The sequence below is a fragment of the Ursidibacter maritimus genome, assembly GCF_009761395.1.
GTDB classification, from domain to species: Bacteria; Pseudomonadota; Gammaproteobacteria; order Enterobacterales; family Pasteurellaceae; genus Ursidibacter; species Ursidibacter maritimus.
Map to the genome: position 1 here is coordinate 27,837 of NZ_LEKN01000037.1, position 16,945 is coordinate 44,781.

Sequence of the window (16,945 nt, forward strand, 5' to 3'; positions counted from 1 at the left end):
TTCTCGCTCGAACATTGAAAAATCACTCAAATCAGCATATTATCAGCCTTTGCGATTTATTCTCACTTGGTTTATGAAAGCGATTTATATTATTTTAGGTTTTATCAGCGTTGCGTTAGGTTTAGTCGGCGTTGTTGTACCTGGTTTACCCACTACCCCCTTTCTCTTATTAGCCCTTTACTGTTTTGGCAAAAGCTCTGAACGCTTAAAGCAATGGTTTATGGGAACAAAAATCTACCATAAATATCTTAAAGAATACGACCAAAAACGTGCAATGACGATGAAACAAAAAATCGCTATTCTCGCCTTTTCTGCTCCTTTCTGCATTTTTGCCTTTTTTACCTTACCGAACATTTGGGGGAAATTGGCGTTGGTGATCACAGTCATCGTTCAGTATTATTATTTCTTCTTTAAAATTAAAACGTTGGAAAAGTAGCCTTGCAAGGTTAGAATAACAGGCTGTTTAATTTTGTAAAAAAGTGAGAAGAAATGACCGCTTGTTTAAGTAAAGATACCCTAAAAATCGGTTTGGTTTCTATTTCCGACCGAGCATCTCAAGGTGTATATGTCGATCAAGGTATTCCAGCCCTACAAAAATGGTTAGAAACTGCACTTTGTGAGCCATTTGAAGTAGAAACTCGCCTTATTGCTGATGAGCAAGATGTCATTGAGCAAACGCTCATTGAATTAGTCGATCAACACGCTTGCCATTTGGTGCTAACTACTGGCGGAACAGGCCCTGCCAAACGTGATGTGACCCCAGATGCAACACTCGCGATTGCGCATCGTGAAATGCCCGGCTTTGGCGAACAGATGCGTCAAGTGAGTTTGCATTTTGTACCGACAGCCATTCTCTCACGTCAAGTGGGCGTTATTCGCCACAGCTCACTTATTTTAAATTTACCAGGACAACCCAAAGCCATTCAGGAAACTTTAGAAGGTGTTAAAGGTACTGATGGTGCTGTTATCGTGCGTGGTATTTTCAGTGCAGTCCCTTACTGCTTACAACTGCTAAGCGAAATTTATATTGAAACACGCCCTGAAATTTGTGAAAGTTTTAGACCCAAATCAGCAAGGCGTTAAGGAATAATTTATGCAAACCTACTTAAAAGATTTACGTTGGGGAAGATTTAATCTTATCCAGGGTGATATGATTAGTGAAATTGCTGCTCATTATGGCGAGTGGTCTGATGTTGAAGTCGCAATTTTCCATTCTCTATTAACTCCGAATGCTAATGCCATTGAAGTTGGCTCAAATATAGGTATGCACGCAGTGCCTATTGCCAAAGCGATCCCACAAGGGAAATTACTCTGTTTTGAACCACAACGGATTATTTTTCAACAACTTTGTTGTAATCTTTCGTTAAATAACCTAACAAACGTGGAAACCTATCGAATGGGCGTTTGTGATGTGTCCGAAAAACGTTGGATTGAAAGTTGTGATTATAGCCAACCTTGGAATTATGGTAGTTTTTCGCTAGATAAAGGGTTTAGTACTGAAGCACAATTTAATGGTTCATTTACACAAGAAGAAATTGAAACAGTACGTTTAGATGATTTTGCCCCAGCCCAACGCTTAGAGCAGTTAAGCTTGCTAAAAATTGATGCAGAAGGTTTTGATATTCCTGTACTAAAAGGTGCTACAAAACTTATTGAGCGATTAAAACCAGCCATTTTTATTGAAGTACATCCGCACTCTGTTGAAGATACCTTAGCAATTATTCATCAACTAAACTATGAAGCCTATTGGGTTGCATCGCAGCGTTATCAACAGAATAACTTTTATAATGCAGAAAAGTTAAATGATGGATACGATCTCAATTTAATCTGTTTTCCAAAGGATGATACTAGTACACAGAACAGAACAGCACAGCACAGCACAGCACAGCACAGCACAGCACAGCACAGCACAGCACAGCACAAGATATTTGCATTAAAACAATTATTGGTCAAAGCAATGTCACTAGAACAATTAACTAACGGTGAAGTACCATTTTTATTAAAGGAAGAAAAATGAAAAAAATTGAAGCCATTATTAAACCCTTCAAATTAGATGATGTGCGTGAAGCATTAACCGATGTTGGCATAACAGGGATGACCGTTACTGAAGTAAAAGGCTTTGGGCGTCAAAAAGGGCATACGGAGCTTTATCGTGGTGCGGAATATGCGATTGATTTTCTCCCGAAAGTCAAATTAGAGATTATCGTTACTGATGAACAAGTTGATGAATGTATTGAAACGATTATTGATACTGCACAAACAGGTAAAATCGGCGATGGAAAAATCTTTGTTTATGATGTTGAGCGTGTGATCCGAATCCGCACAGGCGAAGAAAACGAAGAAGCAATTTAATTCGGTAAACTACAAGGAAATTCAATGAAAAAAACAGGCCTAGTGTGGCTATGGGTTAGCTTAGTTACGCTCATTGTCGATTTATGGACAAAATATATTGTGGTAAAAAATTTTGAACTACACGAAAGTATCAATATTTTACCCGTATTTAACCTTACTTATGCCCGTAATTATGGCGCAGCTTTTAGTTTTTTAGCCGATCATTCCGGTTGGCAAAAATATTTCTTTTTAGGTTTAGCGATTGTGATCTCTAGCGCATTAGTGGTTATGCTTTATAAAAATAAAGCGGAACTCAAGCTACAAAACTGTGCTTATGCGTTAATTATTGGTGGTGCAATTGGTAATGCCATTGACAGAGCATATAACGGCTATGTCGTTGATTTTTTACATTTTTATTGGGATATTTATCATTATCCTGTGTTTAATGTTGCCGATATTGGCATTGTGGTCGGTGCAGGCTTATTGATTTTAGAGTCTATTTTAGAGCATCGAAAAACGAAAAAGAGTGATTAAATGAATATTATTTTAGCGAATCCTAGAGGATTTTGTGCTGGAGTTGATCGTGCGATTTCGATTGTCGAACTTGCCCTTGAAATTCATGGTGCACCGATTTATGTCCGCCACGAAGTTGTACATAACCGCTTTGTTGTCGATGGTTTAAAAGCCAAAGGGGCAATTTTTGTGGAAGAGTTAGATGAAGTACCCGATGGTGCAATAGTCATCTTCTCGGCTCATGGTGTTTCTCAAGCGGTACGCCACGAAGCCAAACGCCGCGAATTGAAAGTGTTTGATGCAACTTGTCCGCTTGTGACTAAAGTGCATATGCAGGTGGCTCGAGCCAGTAAAAAAGGCACGCAAGCCATTCTTATTGGACACGAAGGACACCCTGAAGTCGTAGGCACAATGGGGCAATATGACAACCCAGAAGGGGGGATTTTCTTAGTCGAAGATGTGGAAGATATTGCAAAATTAGGGCTAAAAGACGATCAAAATTTAACGTTTATGACCCAAACTACGCTCTCGATTGATGATACGAGTGATGTGATTGAAGCACTGAAACAGAAATATCCTGCAATCCAAGGGCCCCGTAAAAATGATATTTGTTATGCAACGACCAACCGCCAACAAGCCGTCAGAGAGTTAGCCAAACTGGCTCAATTAGTCCTTGTTGTTGGGTCTAAAAACTCATCAAATTCCAACCGTTTGGCTGAATTGGCATCACGCATCGGCACACCATCAAAATTGATTGATGGACCACAAGATATTGACCCAACGTGGTTAAATGGCGTAAAAACCATTGGTATTACTGCAGGTGCATCTGCTCCAGAAGTATTGGTTCAATCGGTAGTCGAGCATCTCAAAACCTTAGGCGTAACTGAAGTGAGTGAATTAGAAGGTTGCGAAGAAAACACCGTCTTTGAAGTGCCACGAGAATTACGCATTACGGAGGTGCAATAATGAACCGTTTTAAAATTGAGTGGGAATGTCGCCGTGGAATGCGTGAGTTAGACAAAATGATTATGCCATTCTACCAACAATATTTTGATGAACTCACGCCAACTCAACAACAAACATTTGTGGAAATGTTGGGATATAGCGATCCTGAGCTATTCCGTTGGTTTATGAACCAACTCCCTGCACCAACAGCCGAATTTCAAGCGATGGTAGATCTTATCCGCTCTAAACTTAGTTACTAGATTCCTTGGGGTAATGGACAAAATGGTTGCTGATTTATCCATTACTCCTATTTTTTAAGTTTCCTTTAACTACTCGCCCTAGCATATTCCGCCGCTTCAGCGATAAGTGCATCATCGGGGCGTTGTCCTGTATAAAGCTCAAATTGTTCAACCGCTTGTAACACAATTACTTCCGCACCTGAGATTACTTGCTTACCTTGATTGGTCGCATAGGTAATAAAAGGGGTATTAGCAGGCTGTGCCACGACATCAAAGCCGACTTTCGCTTGATCAATAAGTGATATTGGGAAAGCCATATCATCAGCCTCTTTTGCTCCTGCCATTCCGATTGGGGTAACATTGACAAGAATATCAGCGGTTAGATTTTCAAGTGTTGGGAAATAATCGAAACCATATAAATCCGCCAAATGTTTTCCTGTTTTAACATTGCGAGCAACCACTTTCACATTGTCAAACCCTGCATCACGAAAGGCTGCCACTACTGCTTTTGCCATTCCACCACTACCTTGTACGATAACAGAAGCGGTAGGATCAAGTTGATTTTTTGCAATCAGTTTAGCAATTGCAATGTAGTCAGTGTTATAGGCTTTGAGATAGCCATCGCTATTCATAATAGTATTAACCGACTGAATAACTTGAGCAGATGGTGCAATCTCATCTAAAAATGGCATACAACTCTCTTTAAAAGGCATTGAAACCGCACAGCCACGAATACCTAATGCTCGAACACCTTTTACTGCGTGTTCAATATCGTCTGTGGTAAATGCTTTGTAGATAAAATTTAAGTCTAGTTTTTGATATAGGTAGTTATGAAAACGTGTGCCGAAATTCCCAGGTCTGCCTGAAAGTGATATACAAAGTTGCGTATCTTTATTGATGAGCATAGTTCCTCCTTATTAGCAAGGAATGAAGTAAAGGGTTACTATCTTACTACAAACTTGTTACCAATGAATATATAGAGTAAAGTGGTTATAATTTGGTAGTTTTTATTATCGGAGTTTGTTATGCACGCATTTTCTCATTACCTTCCCGAATTTTTACAACACCAACTATTCTGGGTTCTTGCATTACTCGTTTTTTCCATTTGGCAATTTATGAGTAATAAGCTCAGAATGGATATTGTTGCTTTATTGGTGATTACATTCTTTAGCCTGAGCGGTATTTTAACCACAAAAGAAGTATTTGCTGGTTTAAGCGATCCCAATGTGGTGCTAATTGCCTTGCTCTTTATTGTGGGTGAAGGCTTAGTCAGAACAGGTATTGCTTACCAAGTTAGTGAATGGTTAATGCGAGTAGCTGGAGCAAGTGAAACGCGTGTATTGATTTTGCTAATGCTCTCTATTGCTGGGCTTGGCTCATTTATGAGTTCAACGGGGATTGTGGCTATTTTTATTCCTGTAGTTTTAGCAATCTGCTCTGGAATGGGGATATCGCCAAAAAGATTGATGATGCCATTAAGTGTTGCAGGTTTAATTAGTGGAATGATGACGCTAATTGCTACTCCACCAAATCTAGTGGCACATTCGGAATTAGTGAAAGCGGGTTTTGATGGCTTCGGTTTCTTTAGTTTTACGCCTGTGGGCGTTGCAGTGCTAGTGCTTGGGATTGGTTATATGTTAATTGCTCGCCATTGGCTAGATAATGGCGAGAATGTGAGTGCTGAACGTAATGCTCGTTCGTCAATGCATCAATTTATTGATGAATATCAGCTGACAGGGCGAGCCAAAATGGTTGTGATCACCGCTAATTCTCTTTTGGTTGGTAAGACTATCAATGAACTCAATCTACGCGATGAATATGGCTTAAATATTGTTGCCATTCAGCGAGTAAAACGTTTCCGCCGAATCACATTAAGTGCTTATGGCACAGTGACCCTGAAAGATAAAGATATTTTACTGCTTGATGTCGAAGTGGATAGCGAAACCTTTTTTCATCATTGTGAACAATTTGGGTTAAAAAATATTGAATTAAAAGGAGAATATCTTTCTGACCACGCTCGATCGGTCGGAATGGCAGAACTTTCCATTTTGCCAGAGACTGGCAGTATCGGTAAAAGTATTAATGAGTTACGTTTCCGTTCCACTTATGGATTAACCGTAGTGGGAATAAAACGTGATGGTGAAATTCTGCAAGATAATATAATCCATACACCATTAAAATTTGGTGATGTGTTATTAGTAATGGGCGTTTGGCAGCAAATTTTAGAAATGGATAAAGCCAGTCGCGATTTCTTTTTATTAAACACGCCTGAAGAGAGTAAAAAAGCCGCCCCTGCATTAAGCCAAGCTCCGCATGCACTTTTCTCGGTATTTACCATGGTGGCGTTGATGATCACAGGTATCGTACCAAACGTAATTGCCGCACTTATTGCTTGTTTGATGCTAGGAAAATTCCGCTGTATTGATATGAAAAGTGCTTATGAATCTATCCATTGGCCAAGCCTAATTTTGATTGTAGGAATGATGCCATTTTCTATCGCATTACAAAAAACAGGGGGAATTGATTTAATTGTCGGAATCTTGCTCAACCTAATGCAAGGAATGGACGTGCACTTTGTGCTTATTGTGCTATTTATCTTCACTGCCATTATCAGTGCCTTTATTTCTAATACCGCGACTGCGATTTTAGTGATGCCGATTGCGATTGCCATTGCTCAACAGCTCAATTATTCCGCTGCACCTTTTGTAATGATTGTGGCAATTTCAGCATCAGCTGCCTTTATGACACCGGTTTCTTCGCCTGTAAATACAATGGTGCTTGCACCTGGTGGGTATAAATTTATGGACTTTATTAAAGTTGGTGTGCCATTCACGATTTTAGTGATGCTATTGTCAGTATTCCTTGTGCCGATGTTATTTCCACTGTGATCCACTTGCCACTGGAATATGCAAGCGGTAAGATTTCGATAATATTTTACAAACTAAATTGGAGAACAATATGCGTTGGTTTATTCACGCTTTTAAAAATATTTTTAATTACAGAGGACGTGCAAGACGTGCAGAATATGGTTGGTTTATGTTGATAAACTTGCTCATACAGCTCGCGGGATTCTTAGTTTTTTGGGTCGTTATCGCAGGTCTATCTTTAAATACCACAGATATTAGTCTAGTCTTAGGTTCAATCGGCATAATTTATTATATCGCATCATTTATCTACAGTATTCTCGCCTTTTTTGTGAGCCTAAGTTTAACTACACGCCGTTTACACGATTTGGGCAGATCGGGTTGGTGGCAATTATTCATTTATCTATTGCCTTTATTCCTACTCGGTGCAACCTTTGTGTCTCTACCAATTTTAGAAGAAGGGACACCATCAACCCCGATTGTTGCCATAAATATAATGACCACCGTAGCTTCGCTGATTTATCTTATTTTTTTCTTAATACTTTTATTTAAAGATGGTCAGAAACAAACTAATAAATATGGTGAAAGCCCGAAATATCCAAGTCAAGTGGAACAGAATAGTAATGAGAGAATTGAACCTAGCTTATAAGCGGTAAGATTTTTGATATTTTTTGCAATTTATCGACAAAAATCCCAGTCAATGACTGGGATTTTTTATTCATTAAAGATCTCGGTCATCGACGCCTACAAGCAAATAGTTGCCATCAATGTCAGCTAGACTTCTAAAGCCGATATTATAAATATCACAGGATTTATTACGATTAAGCGAACTGTAATCAAAATTATCGTGATGATGCCCATGGAAGATTTTTTTTACGCCCATTTTGCGAGCAAGTTGATTTATCGTCGCAAATCCTTGTGGGTGAGGTTTTGGTGCTTCGTGAGTAATTAAAATATCCGCTTGTTGATTTTCCAACATTTCTACATCTGAAGGGAAAATGGAAGAACGGTGTCTTAATGGCACACCACCACGCCAAATACGCTCTTGTGGCGAGTATTGGCAATAATGAATGGGATCAAAAAACATTGGTCGATGTGGCGGCATCCAAATATGCCCACGGAATACCCCACCGAGTCCAGCAATTTTTACGCCTTCAATTTCTGCCACTCTACCATGAAGATTACGCTCTTTCCAAGCGCTACCCCAGATAGCATCAAAGGATGCTACTGTTTTGCTATCGTGATTGCCGTGAATAAACCAAATATCACAATAATGAGCAAGATTGTCTAACTCGGCTGTAGTTGTGAGCTGTAAATCGCCGAGAATGAGAAGTGAAACATTCTCTCGTTCTTTTACAAAAGGATAAAGATGGGCGTAACTTCCGTGTGGATCACCCGCAAAAAGTATTGTCATTTAATTCTCGTTATGTTTTTTTACCGTTAATCGGATAGGTTCTTCACTTAAAATTGCTTCGACCACTTCTTTGGTTTGGTTATAGCGATCTAAATAGCTTGGCGACTCAATTTCAATGTAAGGCACGTTATATTTTTCAAGGAGCTTTTTCAGAAGCTGTTGAAAACGCTGACGTTGTTTAGTTGAGCCTAAGCTACGTAAACCATCATCAACCCACTTAGTATTGTTAGATAACAATATGGTTACATCAAACGGGTATTCCTTTATCATTGAATCCAAAAACGGATGAGCTTTACCCTCATATTGAATACAAAATGCTTGTGTCGTGATGTAATCTGTATCAATAATGGCGACTTTATGAGCGTGTTTCATTGCATAATCGACATAACGTTTGTGTCCTAATGCAATTTGCGGATAGTCAGAATATTGCATCGCTTGCTCATTGCCACCCAACTGTTCAAAAACAAACTCTCGCCCATATTCCCACGCAGATGTGGTATTAAACACATTCGCTAACTTGCTCACAAGCACGCTTTTTCCGCTACTTTCTCCACCTAAAATCGCAATAGTTTTGACGAAGAAAGGACGCACTTCTTTTGGAATAAAACGCCAGTACTGGAATGGGTTATTACGAATTTTAGTTGCCGATACATTAAAAGAGTTACGTTCAGGATCAACCAGATGAACCTCTAAATTCAAATATTTTTCGTAAGGCTCTTTATCTTGTACTTCACTACTAAACACAATACTTGGCTGAATATTTTTCTCAACAAAGAGAGCTTTCACTCTTTCTGCCCAACCTTCCCAGCCATTTGGATAACTTGGGATACCATCTTCAATTAAGTGATGAATAAAAATCTGCTTTTGCTGATATTTAAAGATCTGTTGCATCCAACGCAGGCGATCTTCATTCGTTGGCATTCGCTTCATTTTACTATCGTTAAAAAGCTGAATATCTCGCTCGGTATCTGTACAGACAATCACGTGTAGCATATCTACCTTACTAAAGGCTTCATAAATCATATTGATATGCCCTGTATGCACAGGATAAAACTTACCAAAAATCACACCAATGCGTTGGTTTTGTTCTTCTACAATGCCTAACGCCTTATGTAGTGCTTTTAATTTTGCCGCACTCGGGTTTTTTATCTTCCCAGTTACTAACTGATTAAAGTAAGCTCGAGTTACATTAGCTTGTTCGCAGATATCATTGACTTTGAGTTTAAGCTGTTTGCGTTTTTGTTGAAGATAAGCAAAATTTGTCATCGGATGTCCCTCAAAATAGAGCCTGAATGATAGGGGAAATTCACTATTTTGTCATTGTTTTCGCTGAAAAAAGGCTCAAAATAGAATAAGAGTTGCTTGAGTAAGCGGCTACTTCTTTAGGATTTTTTGCAAAAAAAATGTATAGGGGCTTTCTACTTTTGCAGAGAAAGGTATAATCGCTCCCATTTTTATACATCAAGGGAAACAATGGCGTTACTGATCACTCACAAATGTACCAATTGCGATATGTGCGAGCCAGAATGTCCTAATCAGGCAATCTCAATGGGCGATGAAATTTATGTGATTGACCCCGATCTCTGCACAGAATGTGTAGGGCATTATGAAATCCCTACTTGCCAGAAAGTTTGCCCAATCAACAACTGCATTATTACCGACCCTGATCATATCGAAACCAATGAGCAACTTTGGGAGCGTTTCGTCATGATTCATCACGCAGATCAACTGTAAATAATCGCTCACCAAGGAGCGACATCAAATTTGAAAAATATCTGAAGAAAAATACCGCTTATTTGGTTGTTTTGTCGATTACTCAGCTAATGCTTGACGCTGTGCTACAAAAAGTTGCTCGCAACCGCCTTTAGCTAAATCAAGTAAAGTGAATAATTCCGTATGGTTAAATGGTTCACCTTCAGCTGTACCCTGTACTTCAACTAACCTACCATCTTCGACCATTACTACATTCATATCTGTTTCAGCATTTGAGTCTTCAACATACTCTAAATCACATACGGCTTCGCCTGCTACAATCCCTACTGAAATTGCAGAAACTAATCCTTTCAACGGGCTTTGTTTAAGAGTTCCGTCAGCTAGCAACTTATTGATAGCATCGTGTAATGCCACACAAGCCCCAGTAATAGAAGCTGTACGAGTGCCACCATCGGCTTGGATAACATCACAATCCACAGTAATTGTTCGCTCACCTAAGGCTTTTAAATCTACAATCGCACGCAAAGAGCGAGCAATTAAACGCTGAATTTCCATTGTACGCCCACCTTGCTTCCCTTTCGCCGCTTCTCGCTGAGTACGACTATGGGTTGCTCTCGGTAACATACCGTATTCTGCAGTTACCCAACCTTGCTGTTGCCCCTTCAAGAAACGAGGTACTGTATCTTCAATGGTTGCATTACACAGCACTTTTGTTTCTCCAAATTCAATTAGCACCGAACCTTCCGCATAGCGTGTGTAATGGCGAGTAATCTTAATTGGGCGAGTTTGCACATTAGGGCGATTATTTGGACGCATAATAATTCCTTTGTTAAGATAAAATTTTCCCTATTTTAACAGAATAACCAGTACAATATGGCAAATTTTACCAACCAAGAGAGATGTATATGATTTATAGTATGACCGCTTTTTCACATTTGGAGTTGAAAAAAGAGTGGGGAAATGCAGTATGGGAAATTCGTTCAGTTAATCAACGTTTCTTAGAAACCTATTTCCGTTTACCCGAAGCTTTTCGCAATCTAGAAATGACCTTAAGAGAACGTTTACGTTCGTCTTTAACACGTGGAAAAGTAGAATGTAGCTTGCGAATTGAGCTAAATAATAACCAAAACAATGGATTAGCTTTAAATCAAGAATATGCAAAACAAGTTATTAGCTCATTACAATGGCTTAAAGAGACTGCGAATGAGGGTGAAATTAACCTTGTAGATATTTTGCGTTTTCCCGGTGTAGTTGATGTGCAAAATCAAGATCTTGACCAAATTTCGCAGGACTTATTAGCTGGTTTTGAACAAATTTTAGCAGACTTTATTGCTATGCGGGGACGTGAGGGTGAAAACTTACAACAACTAATTCAACATCGTTTAGATGCGATTGCAGAAGAAGCAAGTAAAGTTCAAGCACAAATGCCAACTGTCCTACAATGGCAAAAAGAGCGTTTACAACAACGCTTTGACGAATTAAACCTACAAATTGATCCACAACGATTAGAACAAGAAATGGTTCTTCTTGCCCAACGAGTAGATGTTGCCGAAGAGCTTGATCGATTACAGCTACACGTTAAAGAAACGACATCTATTTTAAAGAAAGGTGGTGCAGTAGGGCGTAAACTTGATTTTATGATGCAAGAACTTAATCGTGAAGCAAATACATTGGCATCAAAATCAATTAATGCGGATGTGACTAACTCTGCCGTTGAGTTAAAAGTATTAATTGAGCAGATGCGTGAACAAATTCAAAATTTAGAATAGTCATTCACTAAAAAGACATACCAACACAAAATAATAAAAAAAGCCCGAAAATTCGGGCTTTTATATTTCATATTAAATTATTCTGCTGCTTCTTGAGCCGCTGCTTCAGGACGCTCAACAAGCTCAATGTAAGCCATTGGAGCATTATCGCCTGCACGGAAACCACATTTTAAAATACGAGTATAACCACCCGCACGTTGTGCAAAACGTGGACCTAATTCATTGAATAATTTAGCAACTGTTTCAATGTTGCGTGTACGAGCAAAAGCTAAACGACGATTAGCTACGCTATCAACTTTTGCTAAAGTAATTAACGGTTCAACTACACGACGTAACTCTTTCGCTTTTGGCAATGTAGTCTTGATAATTTCATGACTAATTAAAGCACTTGCCAAATTACGGAACATCGCTTGACGATGGCTACTGTTACGGTTTAATTGACGTCCACTCTTACGATGGCGCATAACCTATTCCTTCTAAGAAAATCTAAACCTAAAACTAGTCTTCAGCAATACTTGCTGGCGGCCAGTTCTCAAGGCGCATACCCAGTGATAAGCCACGAGAAGCGAGAACATCTTTAATCTCTGTAAGTGATTTCTTACCAAGATTTGGGGTTTTTAATAACTCAACTTCTGTACGTTGTACTAAATCACCGATATAGTGAATTGTCTCTGCTTTCAAACAGTTAGCAGAACGAACTGTCAACTCTAAGTCGTCTACTGGACGCAGAAGAATCGGATCAAATTCCGGTTTTTCTTCTTTAACTTCTGGCTGACGAACATCACGCAAATCAACGAATGCAGCTAACTGTTCTGCTAAAATCGTTGCAGCACGACGGATGGCTTCTTCAGGATCTAAAGTTCCATTCGTTTCCATCTCAATAACGAGCTTATCTAAGTCTGTACGCTGTTCCACACGCGCAGCTTCTACATTATATGCAATGCGGTCTACTGGGCTAAAACGAGCATCAACTAATAAGCGACCAATTGGACGATCATCATCTTGTAAATGTACTCGAGCAGATGCTGGTACATAACCACGACCACGCTGAACACGGATACGCATACTAATAGATGCGTTTTTATCCGTCAAATTACAAATAACGTGTTCTGGATTTACAATTTCTACATCACCATCGTGTGTAATGTCTGCTGCAGTTACAGGGCCAATTCCAGATTTAGTGAGAGTCAAAATAATATCATCTTTATTTTGAACTTTTACCGCTAGACCTTTAAGATTTAACAACACTTCAAGAATATCTTCTTGAACGCCTTCTTTGCTGCTGTATTCATGTAATACACCATCAATTTCTACTTCTGTAACTGCACAACCAGGCATAGACGAAAGTAAAATGCGACGAAGTGCGTTACCTAACGTGTGGCCAAAGCCACGCTCTAACGGCTCTAATGTCACTTTGGCGTGAGTTGAACTGATTTGTTCAATATTCACTAAATGTGGCTTTAAAAATTCTGTCACAGAACCCTGCATTTTATCCTCTCTTTGCTTTTAAGCGCTATTTATTATTTAGAATAGAGCTCAACGATCAGATGTTCATTAATATCTGCTGATAGATCAGAACGTTCAGGAGTACGTTTAAATACACCTTCCATCTTTGTAGCATCAACTTCTAACCAAGTTGGTTTCTCACGTTGAGTTGCTAATTCTAATGATGCTTTAATACGTGCTTGTTTTTTAGATTTCTCACGAACAGCAATAACATCATCAACAGAAACTTGATAAGAAGGGATGTTCACAACACGTCCGTTTACCACGATAGATTTATGGCTTACAAGCTGACGTGCTTCAGCACGAGTTGCAGCAAAACCCATACGATAAACAACGTTATCTAAACGGCCTTCTAACAATACTAATAAGTTCTCACCTGTATTGCCTTTTAAGCGGTTAGCTTCTTTATAGTAATTACGGAATTGACGTTCCAAAATACCATACATACGGCGAACTTTTTGTTTCTCGCGAAGCTGACTACCATAGTCAGATAGGCGAGGTTTACGAGCACCGTGTTGACCTGGTGCTGTATCAATTTTACATTTTGATTCGATCGCGCGAACACCTGATTTAAGGAATAAATCGGTACCTTCACGACGGCTTAGCTTGAGCTTTGGACCCAAATATCTTGCCATTTTCTTTCTCCAATTATTCTAACGTCAATTAAACACGACGTTTTTTCGGTGGACGACAACCATTATGAGGAATCGGAGTCACGTCAGTAATATTCGTGATACGGAAACCCGCTGCATTTAATGCACGGATTGTTGATTCACGACCTGGACCCGGTCCCTTAACCATAACTTCTAAATTCTTTAAACCAAACTCTTTTACAACTTCAGCACAACGTTCTGCTGCAACTTGAGCTGCAAATGGTGTTGATTTACGAGAACCACGGAAACCTGAGCCACCCGCAGTTGCCCAAGCTAGAGCATTACCTTGACGGTCAGTAATGGTTACGATTGTATTATTGAAAGATGCGTGGATATGCGCTACGCCATCTGCGATCTGTTTTTTTACACGTTTACGTGCACGAACTGGTGTTTTAGCCATTTTATTTATCTACTCCGATTATTTTTTGATCGGTTTGCGTGGACCCTTACGAGTACGCGCATTAGTCTTAGTACGTTGACCACGTACTGGTAAACTACGACGATGACGTAAACCACGGTAGCAACCTAGGTCTAAAAGACGTTTGATGCTTAAAGTTACTTCACGACGTAAATCACCTTCGACAGTAAATTTACCAACTTCTTCACGCAGTTTTTCAATCTGCTCTTCAGACAATTCTCTGATCTTCACATCTTCAGCAATACCCGTTGCAGCGCAAATCGCTTTTGCACGAGTTTTACCGATGCCATAAATAGCAGTTAGTGCGATTACGGTATGTTTTTGATCAGGAATGTTAATGCCTGCAATACGGGCCACTATGCACTCCTATTTAACTAAAGTTATTGATATGCTGATCTTGAAAAGCCCGTTTCAGGATACTCAAACAGCATATCAGGACGAAATGAGCTGAGCAGTATAACCGCTCAGCTGGTTCTTTGCAAGAAAGAATATCAATTAACCTTGACGTTGTTTATGTTTAGCGTCGCTACAAATTACGCGCACTACGCCTTCACGCTTAACAATTTTACAGTTACGACATAATTTCTTAACTGAAGCACGAACTTTCATTGCTTATCCTTTTTCTATCAAAGGGCTATTGCCCTAAGCCTTTCAAATTGGCTTTCTTCAACACAGAATCATATTGTAAAGACATTAAATGACTTTGAACCTGAGCGATGAAATCCATAATAACTACCACAACGATCAATAATGAAGTACCGCCTAATTGGAAAGATACTTTCCATACTGATGTAATGATATAAGGAACCAAACAAACAAAAGCAATATATAACGCACCAATTAAGGTTAAACGCGTCATTACTTTATCAATATAACGAGATGTTTGCTCGCCTGGTCGATAACCTGGTACAAACGCACCTGATTTTTTCAAATTATCCGCTGTATCACGAGGATTATACTGCATTCCAGTATAAAAGAATGCGAAGAAAATTACAGCAGCTGTAAATAAAATTATATATAAAGGCTGACCTGGTTGTAATAACTGAGATATATCAAATAACCATTCAAATTTTTCACTCTGCCCAACCCATTGACTAATACTCGCAGGGAACAAAATAATGCTAGAGGCAAAAATTGCTGGGATTACACCAGCCATATTAACTTTTAACGGTAAATGAGATGATCTTGCAGGTGCCATCATTCTTCCTTGTTGGCGACTTGCATAGTTTACAACAATTCTTCTTTGTCCTCGTTCAACAAATACAACAAAATATGTTACTGCGAACGCAATTACAGCAATTAGCAATAAAACAAGCGGTGAAATCTCTCCTTGACGTGCTTGTTCAATAGTTTGTCCTATTACTGACGGAAGGTCAGCAACAATTCCTGCAAAGATAATTAATGAGATACCATTCCCAATGCCACGTTCTGTGATTTGCTCACCTAACCACATCAAGAACATTGTACCTGTTACTAAACTAATTACAGAAGTTGTATAGAATAAGAAACCAGGATTAGGAACTAATCCTTGAACCATATTCGGTAGGGCAAATGAAATACCAAAAGACTGAATTAATGCTAGTCCTAAAGTTGCGTATCGCGTATATTTGCTAATTTTACGTCTGCCTGCCTCACCCTCTTTTTTGAGTTCCATTAAAGCCGGATGAATTGCTGTCAATAATTGAATAATAATTGACGCAGAAATATAAGGCATAATACCTAAAGCAAATATAGATGCTCTACTTAAAGCACCACCAGAGAACATATTAAACATATCAATGATGGTGCCTTGCTGCTGTCGAACCAGCTCGGATAATACAGAAGCATCAATACCAGGCACAGGAATAAAAGAACCGATACGGAAAACGATTAAAGCTCCTAAAACGAACAATAATCTAGATTTTAATTCACCAGTTCCTTTTTGAGTATTACCTTGATATCCTGGTTGTTTAGCCATTTACTATTCCTCGATAGAACCGCCAGCAGCTTCGATAGCAGCTTTTGCACCTTTAGTTACGCCTAAGCCTTTAATTACTACTGCTTTTTCAACTTTACCAGAAAGGATCACTTTAGCTGATAAAACATCTTTAGTAACTACATTAGCAGCTTTAAGAGCGTCTAAAGTAACAACATTACCATCTACTTTCGCTAAATCGTTTAAGCGAATCTCAGCCACGTGTAATGCTTTTAGAGAAGTAAAACCAAATTTTGGCAAACGACGGTATAAAGGCATTTGACCACCCTCGAAACCACGACGAACACCGCCGCCTGTACGAGATTTTTGACCTTTATGACCACGACCACCAGTTTTACCTAAACCAGAACCGATACCACGACCAAGACGTTTCTCACTATGCTTAGCGCCTTCAGCTGGGGATAGAGAATTTAAACGCATTCTATTACTCCTCAACTTTAACCATATATGAAACTTGATTGATCATACCACGTACTGCTGGTGTATCGATCAATTCTACTGTGTGTCGAATATGACGTAAGCCTAAGCCTTTTAACGTTGCTTTATGCTTCGGTAAACGAGCAATTGAGCTACGTGTTTGAGTTACTTTAATTGTTTTTGCCATA

Annotated in this window: 24 protein-coding genes; 11 read left to right on the plus strand and 13 right to left on the minus strand. The window is 39.2% G+C overall.

Going from position 1 to position 16,945, the window contains the following annotated elements; genetic code table 11:
* The first annotated feature begins 73 nt into the window (after positions 1 to 73).
* Genes A1D26_RS08530 through A1D26_RS08565 form a run of 7 tightly spaced genes read left to right on the plus strand, consistent with a single transcriptional unit; the run spans position 74 to position 4,049 of the window.
* Positions 74 to 436 (plus strand): YbaN family protein, encoded by a 363-nt coding sequence (locus A1D26_RS08530; RefSeq protein ID WP_157403657.1) that lies wholly within the window; start codon positions 74 to 76, stop codon positions 434 to 436.
* 53 nt (positions 437 to 489) lie between these two features.
* A complete protein-coding gene (gene mog, locus A1D26_RS08535; RefSeq protein WP_157403617.1) occupies positions 490 to 1,083 on the plus strand; it encodes a molybdopterin adenylyltransferase in 594 nt (197 codons plus the stop codon).
* A 10-nt stretch (positions 1,084 to 1,093) separates the two neighbouring features.
* Positions 1,094 to 2,017 (plus strand): FkbM family methyltransferase, encoded by a 924-nt coding sequence (locus tag A1D26_RS09595; protein ID WP_198303152.1) that lies wholly within the window; start codon positions 1,094 to 1,096, stop codon positions 2,015 to 2,017.
* On the plus strand, positions 2,014 to 2,352 hold the full coding sequence (glnB, locus tag A1D26_RS08550) for a nitrogen regulatory protein P-II (RefSeq protein WP_157403618.1): 339 nt from the start codon (positions 2,014 to 2,016) through the stop codon (positions 2,350 to 2,352). Before A1D26_RS09595 ends, glnB begins: the two co-directional genes overlap by 4 nt.
* Before the next feature lie 24 nt (positions 2,353 to 2,376).
* On the plus strand, positions 2,377 to 2,865 hold the full coding sequence (gene lspA / locus A1D26_RS08555; protein WP_157403619.1) for a signal peptidase II: 489 nt from the start codon (positions 2,377 to 2,379) through the stop codon (positions 2,863 to 2,865).
* Complete coding sequence (gene ispH / locus A1D26_RS08560) at positions 2,866 to 3,810, plus strand: 4-hydroxy-3-methylbut-2-enyl diphosphate reductase (RefSeq protein WP_157403620.1); 945 nt, start codon at positions 2,866 to 2,868, stop codon at positions 3,808 to 3,810. It abuts the gene before it with no gap.
* A complete protein-coding gene (locus A1D26_RS08565) occupies positions 3,810 to 4,049 on the plus strand; it encodes an FAD assembly factor SdhE (RefSeq protein ID WP_157403621.1) in 240 nt (79 codons plus the stop codon). Before ispH ends, A1D26_RS08565 begins: the two co-directional genes overlap by 1 nt.
* Before the next feature lie 65 nt (positions 4,050 to 4,114).
* Here A1D26_RS08565 and A1D26_RS08570 read toward each other — a convergent pair whose 3' ends face one another.
* Entirely contained in the window at positions 4,115 to 4,933 is an 819-nt protein-coding gene (locus tag A1D26_RS08570; protein WP_157403622.1) for a shikimate 5-dehydrogenase, read from the minus strand.
* Between the two features lie 120 nt (positions 4,934 to 5,053).
* On the opposite strand from A1D26_RS08570, the gene A1D26_RS08575 reads away from it, so the two are divergent.
* Both A1D26_RS08575 and A1D26_RS08580 read left to right on the plus strand, forming a co-directional pair.
* Positions 5,054 to 6,916 carry an SLC13 family permease gene (locus tag A1D26_RS08575; protein ID WP_157403623.1) on the plus strand — a complete coding sequence of 621 codons (1,863 nt, stop codon included), beginning with the start codon at positions 5,054 to 5,056 and terminating at the stop codon, positions 6,914 to 6,916.
* 70 nt (positions 6,917 to 6,986) lie between these two features.
* Complete coding sequence (locus A1D26_RS08580; RefSeq protein WP_157403624.1) at positions 6,987 to 7,541, plus strand: DUF805 domain-containing protein; 555 nt, start codon at positions 6,987 to 6,989, stop codon at positions 7,539 to 7,541.
* 72 nt (positions 7,542 to 7,613) lie between these two features.
* Here A1D26_RS08580 and A1D26_RS08585 read toward each other — a convergent pair whose 3' ends face one another.
* The gene (locus A1D26_RS08585; RefSeq protein WP_157403625.1) at positions 7,614 to 8,306 is read right to left on the minus strand and encodes a metallophosphoesterase family protein; all 693 of its coding nucleotides are present in this window, start codon (positions 8,304 to 8,306) and stop codon (positions 7,614 to 7,616) included.
* Positions 8,307 to 9,572, minus strand: coding sequence for a multifunctional transcriptional regulator/nicotinamide-nucleotide adenylyltransferase/ribosylnicotinamide kinase NadR (gene nadR / locus A1D26_RS08590; protein ID WP_157403626.1), 1,266 nt, complete (start codon positions 9,570 to 9,572; stop codon positions 8,307 to 8,309). It lies immediately after the preceding gene.
* Positions 9,573 to 9,779: 207 nt separating this feature from the next.
* On the opposite strand from nadR, the gene A1D26_RS08595 reads away from it, so the two are divergent.
* Positions 9,780 to 10,040 carry a YfhL family 4Fe-4S dicluster ferredoxin gene (locus A1D26_RS08595; RefSeq protein WP_157395293.1) on the plus strand — a complete coding sequence of 87 codons (261 nt, stop codon included), beginning with the start codon at positions 9,780 to 9,782 and terminating at the stop codon, positions 10,038 to 10,040.
* A gap of 78 nt (positions 10,041 to 10,118) precedes the next feature.
* Here the strand turns inward: A1D26_RS08595 and rph are convergent, their stop codons facing one another.
* Complete coding sequence (rph, locus tag A1D26_RS08600; RefSeq protein WP_157403627.1) at positions 10,119 to 10,835, minus strand: ribonuclease PH; 717 nt, start codon at positions 10,833 to 10,835, stop codon at positions 10,119 to 10,121.
* 89 nt (positions 10,836 to 10,924) lie between these two features.
* On the opposite strand from rph, the gene A1D26_RS08605 reads away from it, so the two are divergent.
* A complete protein-coding gene (locus A1D26_RS08605; protein WP_157403628.1) occupies positions 10,925 to 11,788 on the plus strand; it encodes a YicC/YloC family endoribonuclease in 864 nt (287 codons plus the stop codon).
* Positions 11,789 to 11,865: 77 nt separating this feature from the next.
* Here A1D26_RS08605 and rplQ read toward each other — a convergent pair whose 3' ends face one another.
* From rplQ to rpmD, 9 genes are all read right to left on the minus strand, one after another.
* Positions 11,866 to 12,252 (minus strand): 50S ribosomal protein L17, encoded by a 387-nt coding sequence (gene rplQ, locus A1D26_RS08610; RefSeq protein ID WP_157403629.1) that lies wholly within the window; start codon positions 12,250 to 12,252, stop codon positions 11,866 to 11,868.
* Between the two features lie 34 nt (positions 12,253 to 12,286).
* Positions 12,287 to 13,276 carry a DNA-directed RNA polymerase subunit alpha gene (locus A1D26_RS08615; RefSeq protein WP_157393729.1) on the minus strand — a complete coding sequence of 330 codons (990 nt, stop codon included), beginning with the start codon at positions 13,274 to 13,276 and terminating at the stop codon, positions 12,287 to 12,289.
* A gap of 32 nt (positions 13,277 to 13,308) precedes the next feature.
* Entirely contained in the window at positions 13,309 to 13,929 is a 621-nt protein-coding gene (rpsD, locus tag A1D26_RS08620; RefSeq protein WP_123957321.1) for a 30S ribosomal protein S4, read from the minus strand.
* A gap of 28 nt (positions 13,930 to 13,957) precedes the next feature.
* Positions 13,958 to 14,347 (minus strand): 30S ribosomal protein S11, encoded by a 390-nt coding sequence (gene rpsK / locus A1D26_RS08625; protein ID WP_123957322.1) that lies wholly within the window; start codon positions 14,345 to 14,347, stop codon positions 13,958 to 13,960.
* Positions 14,348 to 14,365: 18 nt separating this feature from the next.
* On the minus strand, positions 14,366 to 14,722 hold the full coding sequence (gene rpsM / locus A1D26_RS08630; protein ID WP_005599322.1) for a 30S ribosomal protein S13: 357 nt from the start codon (positions 14,720 to 14,722) through the stop codon (positions 14,366 to 14,368).
* Positions 14,723 to 14,860: 138 nt separating this feature from the next.
* Positions 14,861 to 14,974 carry a 50S ribosomal protein L36 gene (gene rpmJ, locus A1D26_RS08635; protein WP_123957323.1) on the minus strand — a complete coding sequence of 38 codons (114 nt, stop codon included), beginning with the start codon at positions 14,972 to 14,974 and terminating at the stop codon, positions 14,861 to 14,863.
* A gap of 25 nt (positions 14,975 to 14,999) precedes the next feature.
* Positions 15,000 to 16,322, minus strand: a complete 1,323-nt coding sequence (gene secY, locus A1D26_RS08640) for a preprotein translocase subunit SecY (RefSeq protein ID WP_157393728.1) — start codon at positions 16,320 to 16,322, stop codon at positions 15,000 to 15,002.
* 3 nt (positions 16,323 to 16,325) lie between these two features.
* The gene (gene rplO / locus A1D26_RS08645; protein ID WP_157403630.1) at positions 16,326 to 16,760 is read right to left on the minus strand and encodes a 50S ribosomal protein L15; all 435 of its coding nucleotides are present in this window, start codon (positions 16,758 to 16,760) and stop codon (positions 16,326 to 16,328) included.
* Between the two features lie 4 nt (positions 16,761 to 16,764).
* Complete coding sequence (gene rpmD / locus A1D26_RS08650; protein WP_005599315.1) at positions 16,765 to 16,944, minus strand: 50S ribosomal protein L30; 180 nt, start codon at positions 16,942 to 16,944, stop codon at positions 16,765 to 16,767.
* Position 16,945 lies beyond the last annotated feature (1 nt).

Excerpts from the sequence above, each read along its gene's own strand:
- rplQ (WP_157403629.1), bottom strand. The coding sequence starts at position 12,252 with ATGCGCCATCGTAAGAGTGGACGTCAATTAAACCGTAACAGTAGCCAT.
- secY (WP_157393728.1), bottom strand. The coding sequence starts at position 16,322 with ATGGCTAAACAACCAGGATATCAAGGTAATACTCAAAAAGGAACTGGT.
- A1D26_RS08530 (WP_157403657.1), top strand. The coding sequence starts at position 74 with ATGAAAGCGATTTATATTATTTTAGGTTTTATCAGCGTTGCGTTAGGT.
- rplO (WP_157403630.1), bottom strand. The coding sequence starts at position 16,760 with ATGCGTTTAAATTCTCTATCCCCAGCTGAAGGCGCTAAGCATAGTGAG.
- rph (WP_157403627.1), bottom strand. The coding sequence starts at position 10,835 with ATGCGTCCAAATAATCGCCCTAATGTGCAAACTCGCCCAATTAAGATT.
- A1D26_RS08595 (WP_157395293.1), top strand. The coding sequence starts at position 9,780 with ATGGCGTTACTGATCACTCACAAATGTACCAATTGCGATATGTGCGAG.
- ispH (WP_157403620.1), top strand. The coding sequence starts at position 2,866 with ATGAATATTATTTTAGCGAATCCTAGAGGATTTTGTGCTGGAGTTGAT.
- rpmJ (WP_123957323.1), bottom strand. The coding sequence starts at position 14,974 with ATGAAAGTTCGTGCTTCAGTTAAGAAATTATGTCGTAACTGTAAAATT.
- A1D26_RS09595 (WP_198303152.1), top strand. The coding sequence starts at position 1,094 with ATGCAAACCTACTTAAAAGATTTACGTTGGGGAAGATTTAATCTTATC.
- rpmD (WP_005599315.1), bottom strand. The coding sequence starts at position 16,944 with ATGGCAAAAACAATTAAAGTAACTCAAACACGTAGCTCAATTGCTCGT.
- A1D26_RS08565 (WP_157403621.1), top strand. The coding sequence starts at position 3,810 with ATGAACCGTTTTAAAATTGAGTGGGAATGTCGCCGTGGAATGCGTGAG.
- lspA (WP_157403619.1), top strand. The coding sequence starts at position 2,377 with ATGAAAAAAACAGGCCTAGTGTGGCTATGGGTTAGCTTAGTTACGCTC.
- A1D26_RS08575 (WP_157403623.1), top strand. The coding sequence starts at position 5,054 with ATGCACGCATTTTCTCATTACCTTCCCGAATTTTTACAACACCAACTA.
- A1D26_RS08605 (WP_157403628.1), top strand. The coding sequence starts at position 10,925 with ATGATTTATAGTATGACCGCTTTTTCACATTTGGAGTTGAAAAAAGAG.
- A1D26_RS08580 (WP_157403624.1), top strand. The coding sequence starts at position 6,987 with ATGCGTTGGTTTATTCACGCTTTTAAAAATATTTTTAATTACAGAGGA.
- mog (WP_157403617.1), top strand. The coding sequence starts at position 490 with ATGACCGCTTGTTTAAGTAAAGATACCCTAAAAATCGGTTTGGTTTCT.
- A1D26_RS08615 (WP_157393729.1), bottom strand. The coding sequence starts at position 13,276 with ATGCAGGGTTCTGTGACAGAATTTTTAAAGCCACATTTAGTGAATATT.
- glnB (WP_157403618.1), top strand. The coding sequence starts at position 2,014 with ATGAAAAAAATTGAAGCCATTATTAAACCCTTCAAATTAGATGATGTG.
- A1D26_RS08570 (WP_157403622.1), bottom strand. The coding sequence starts at position 4,933 with ATGCTCATCAATAAAGATACGCAACTTTGTATATCACTTTCAGGCAGA.
- rpsD (WP_123957321.1), bottom strand. The coding sequence starts at position 13,929 with ATGGCAAGATATTTGGGTCCAAAGCTCAAGCTAAGCCGTCGTGAAGGT.
- nadR (WP_157403626.1), bottom strand. The coding sequence starts at position 9,572 with ATGACAAATTTTGCTTATCTTCAACAAAAACGCAAACAGCTTAAACTC.
- rpsK (WP_123957322.1), bottom strand. The coding sequence starts at position 14,347 with ATGGCTAAAACACCAGTTCGTGCACGTAAACGTGTAAAAAAACAGATC.
- A1D26_RS08585 (WP_157403625.1), bottom strand. The coding sequence starts at position 8,306 with ATGACAATACTTTTTGCGGGTGATCCACACGGAAGTTACGCCCATCTT.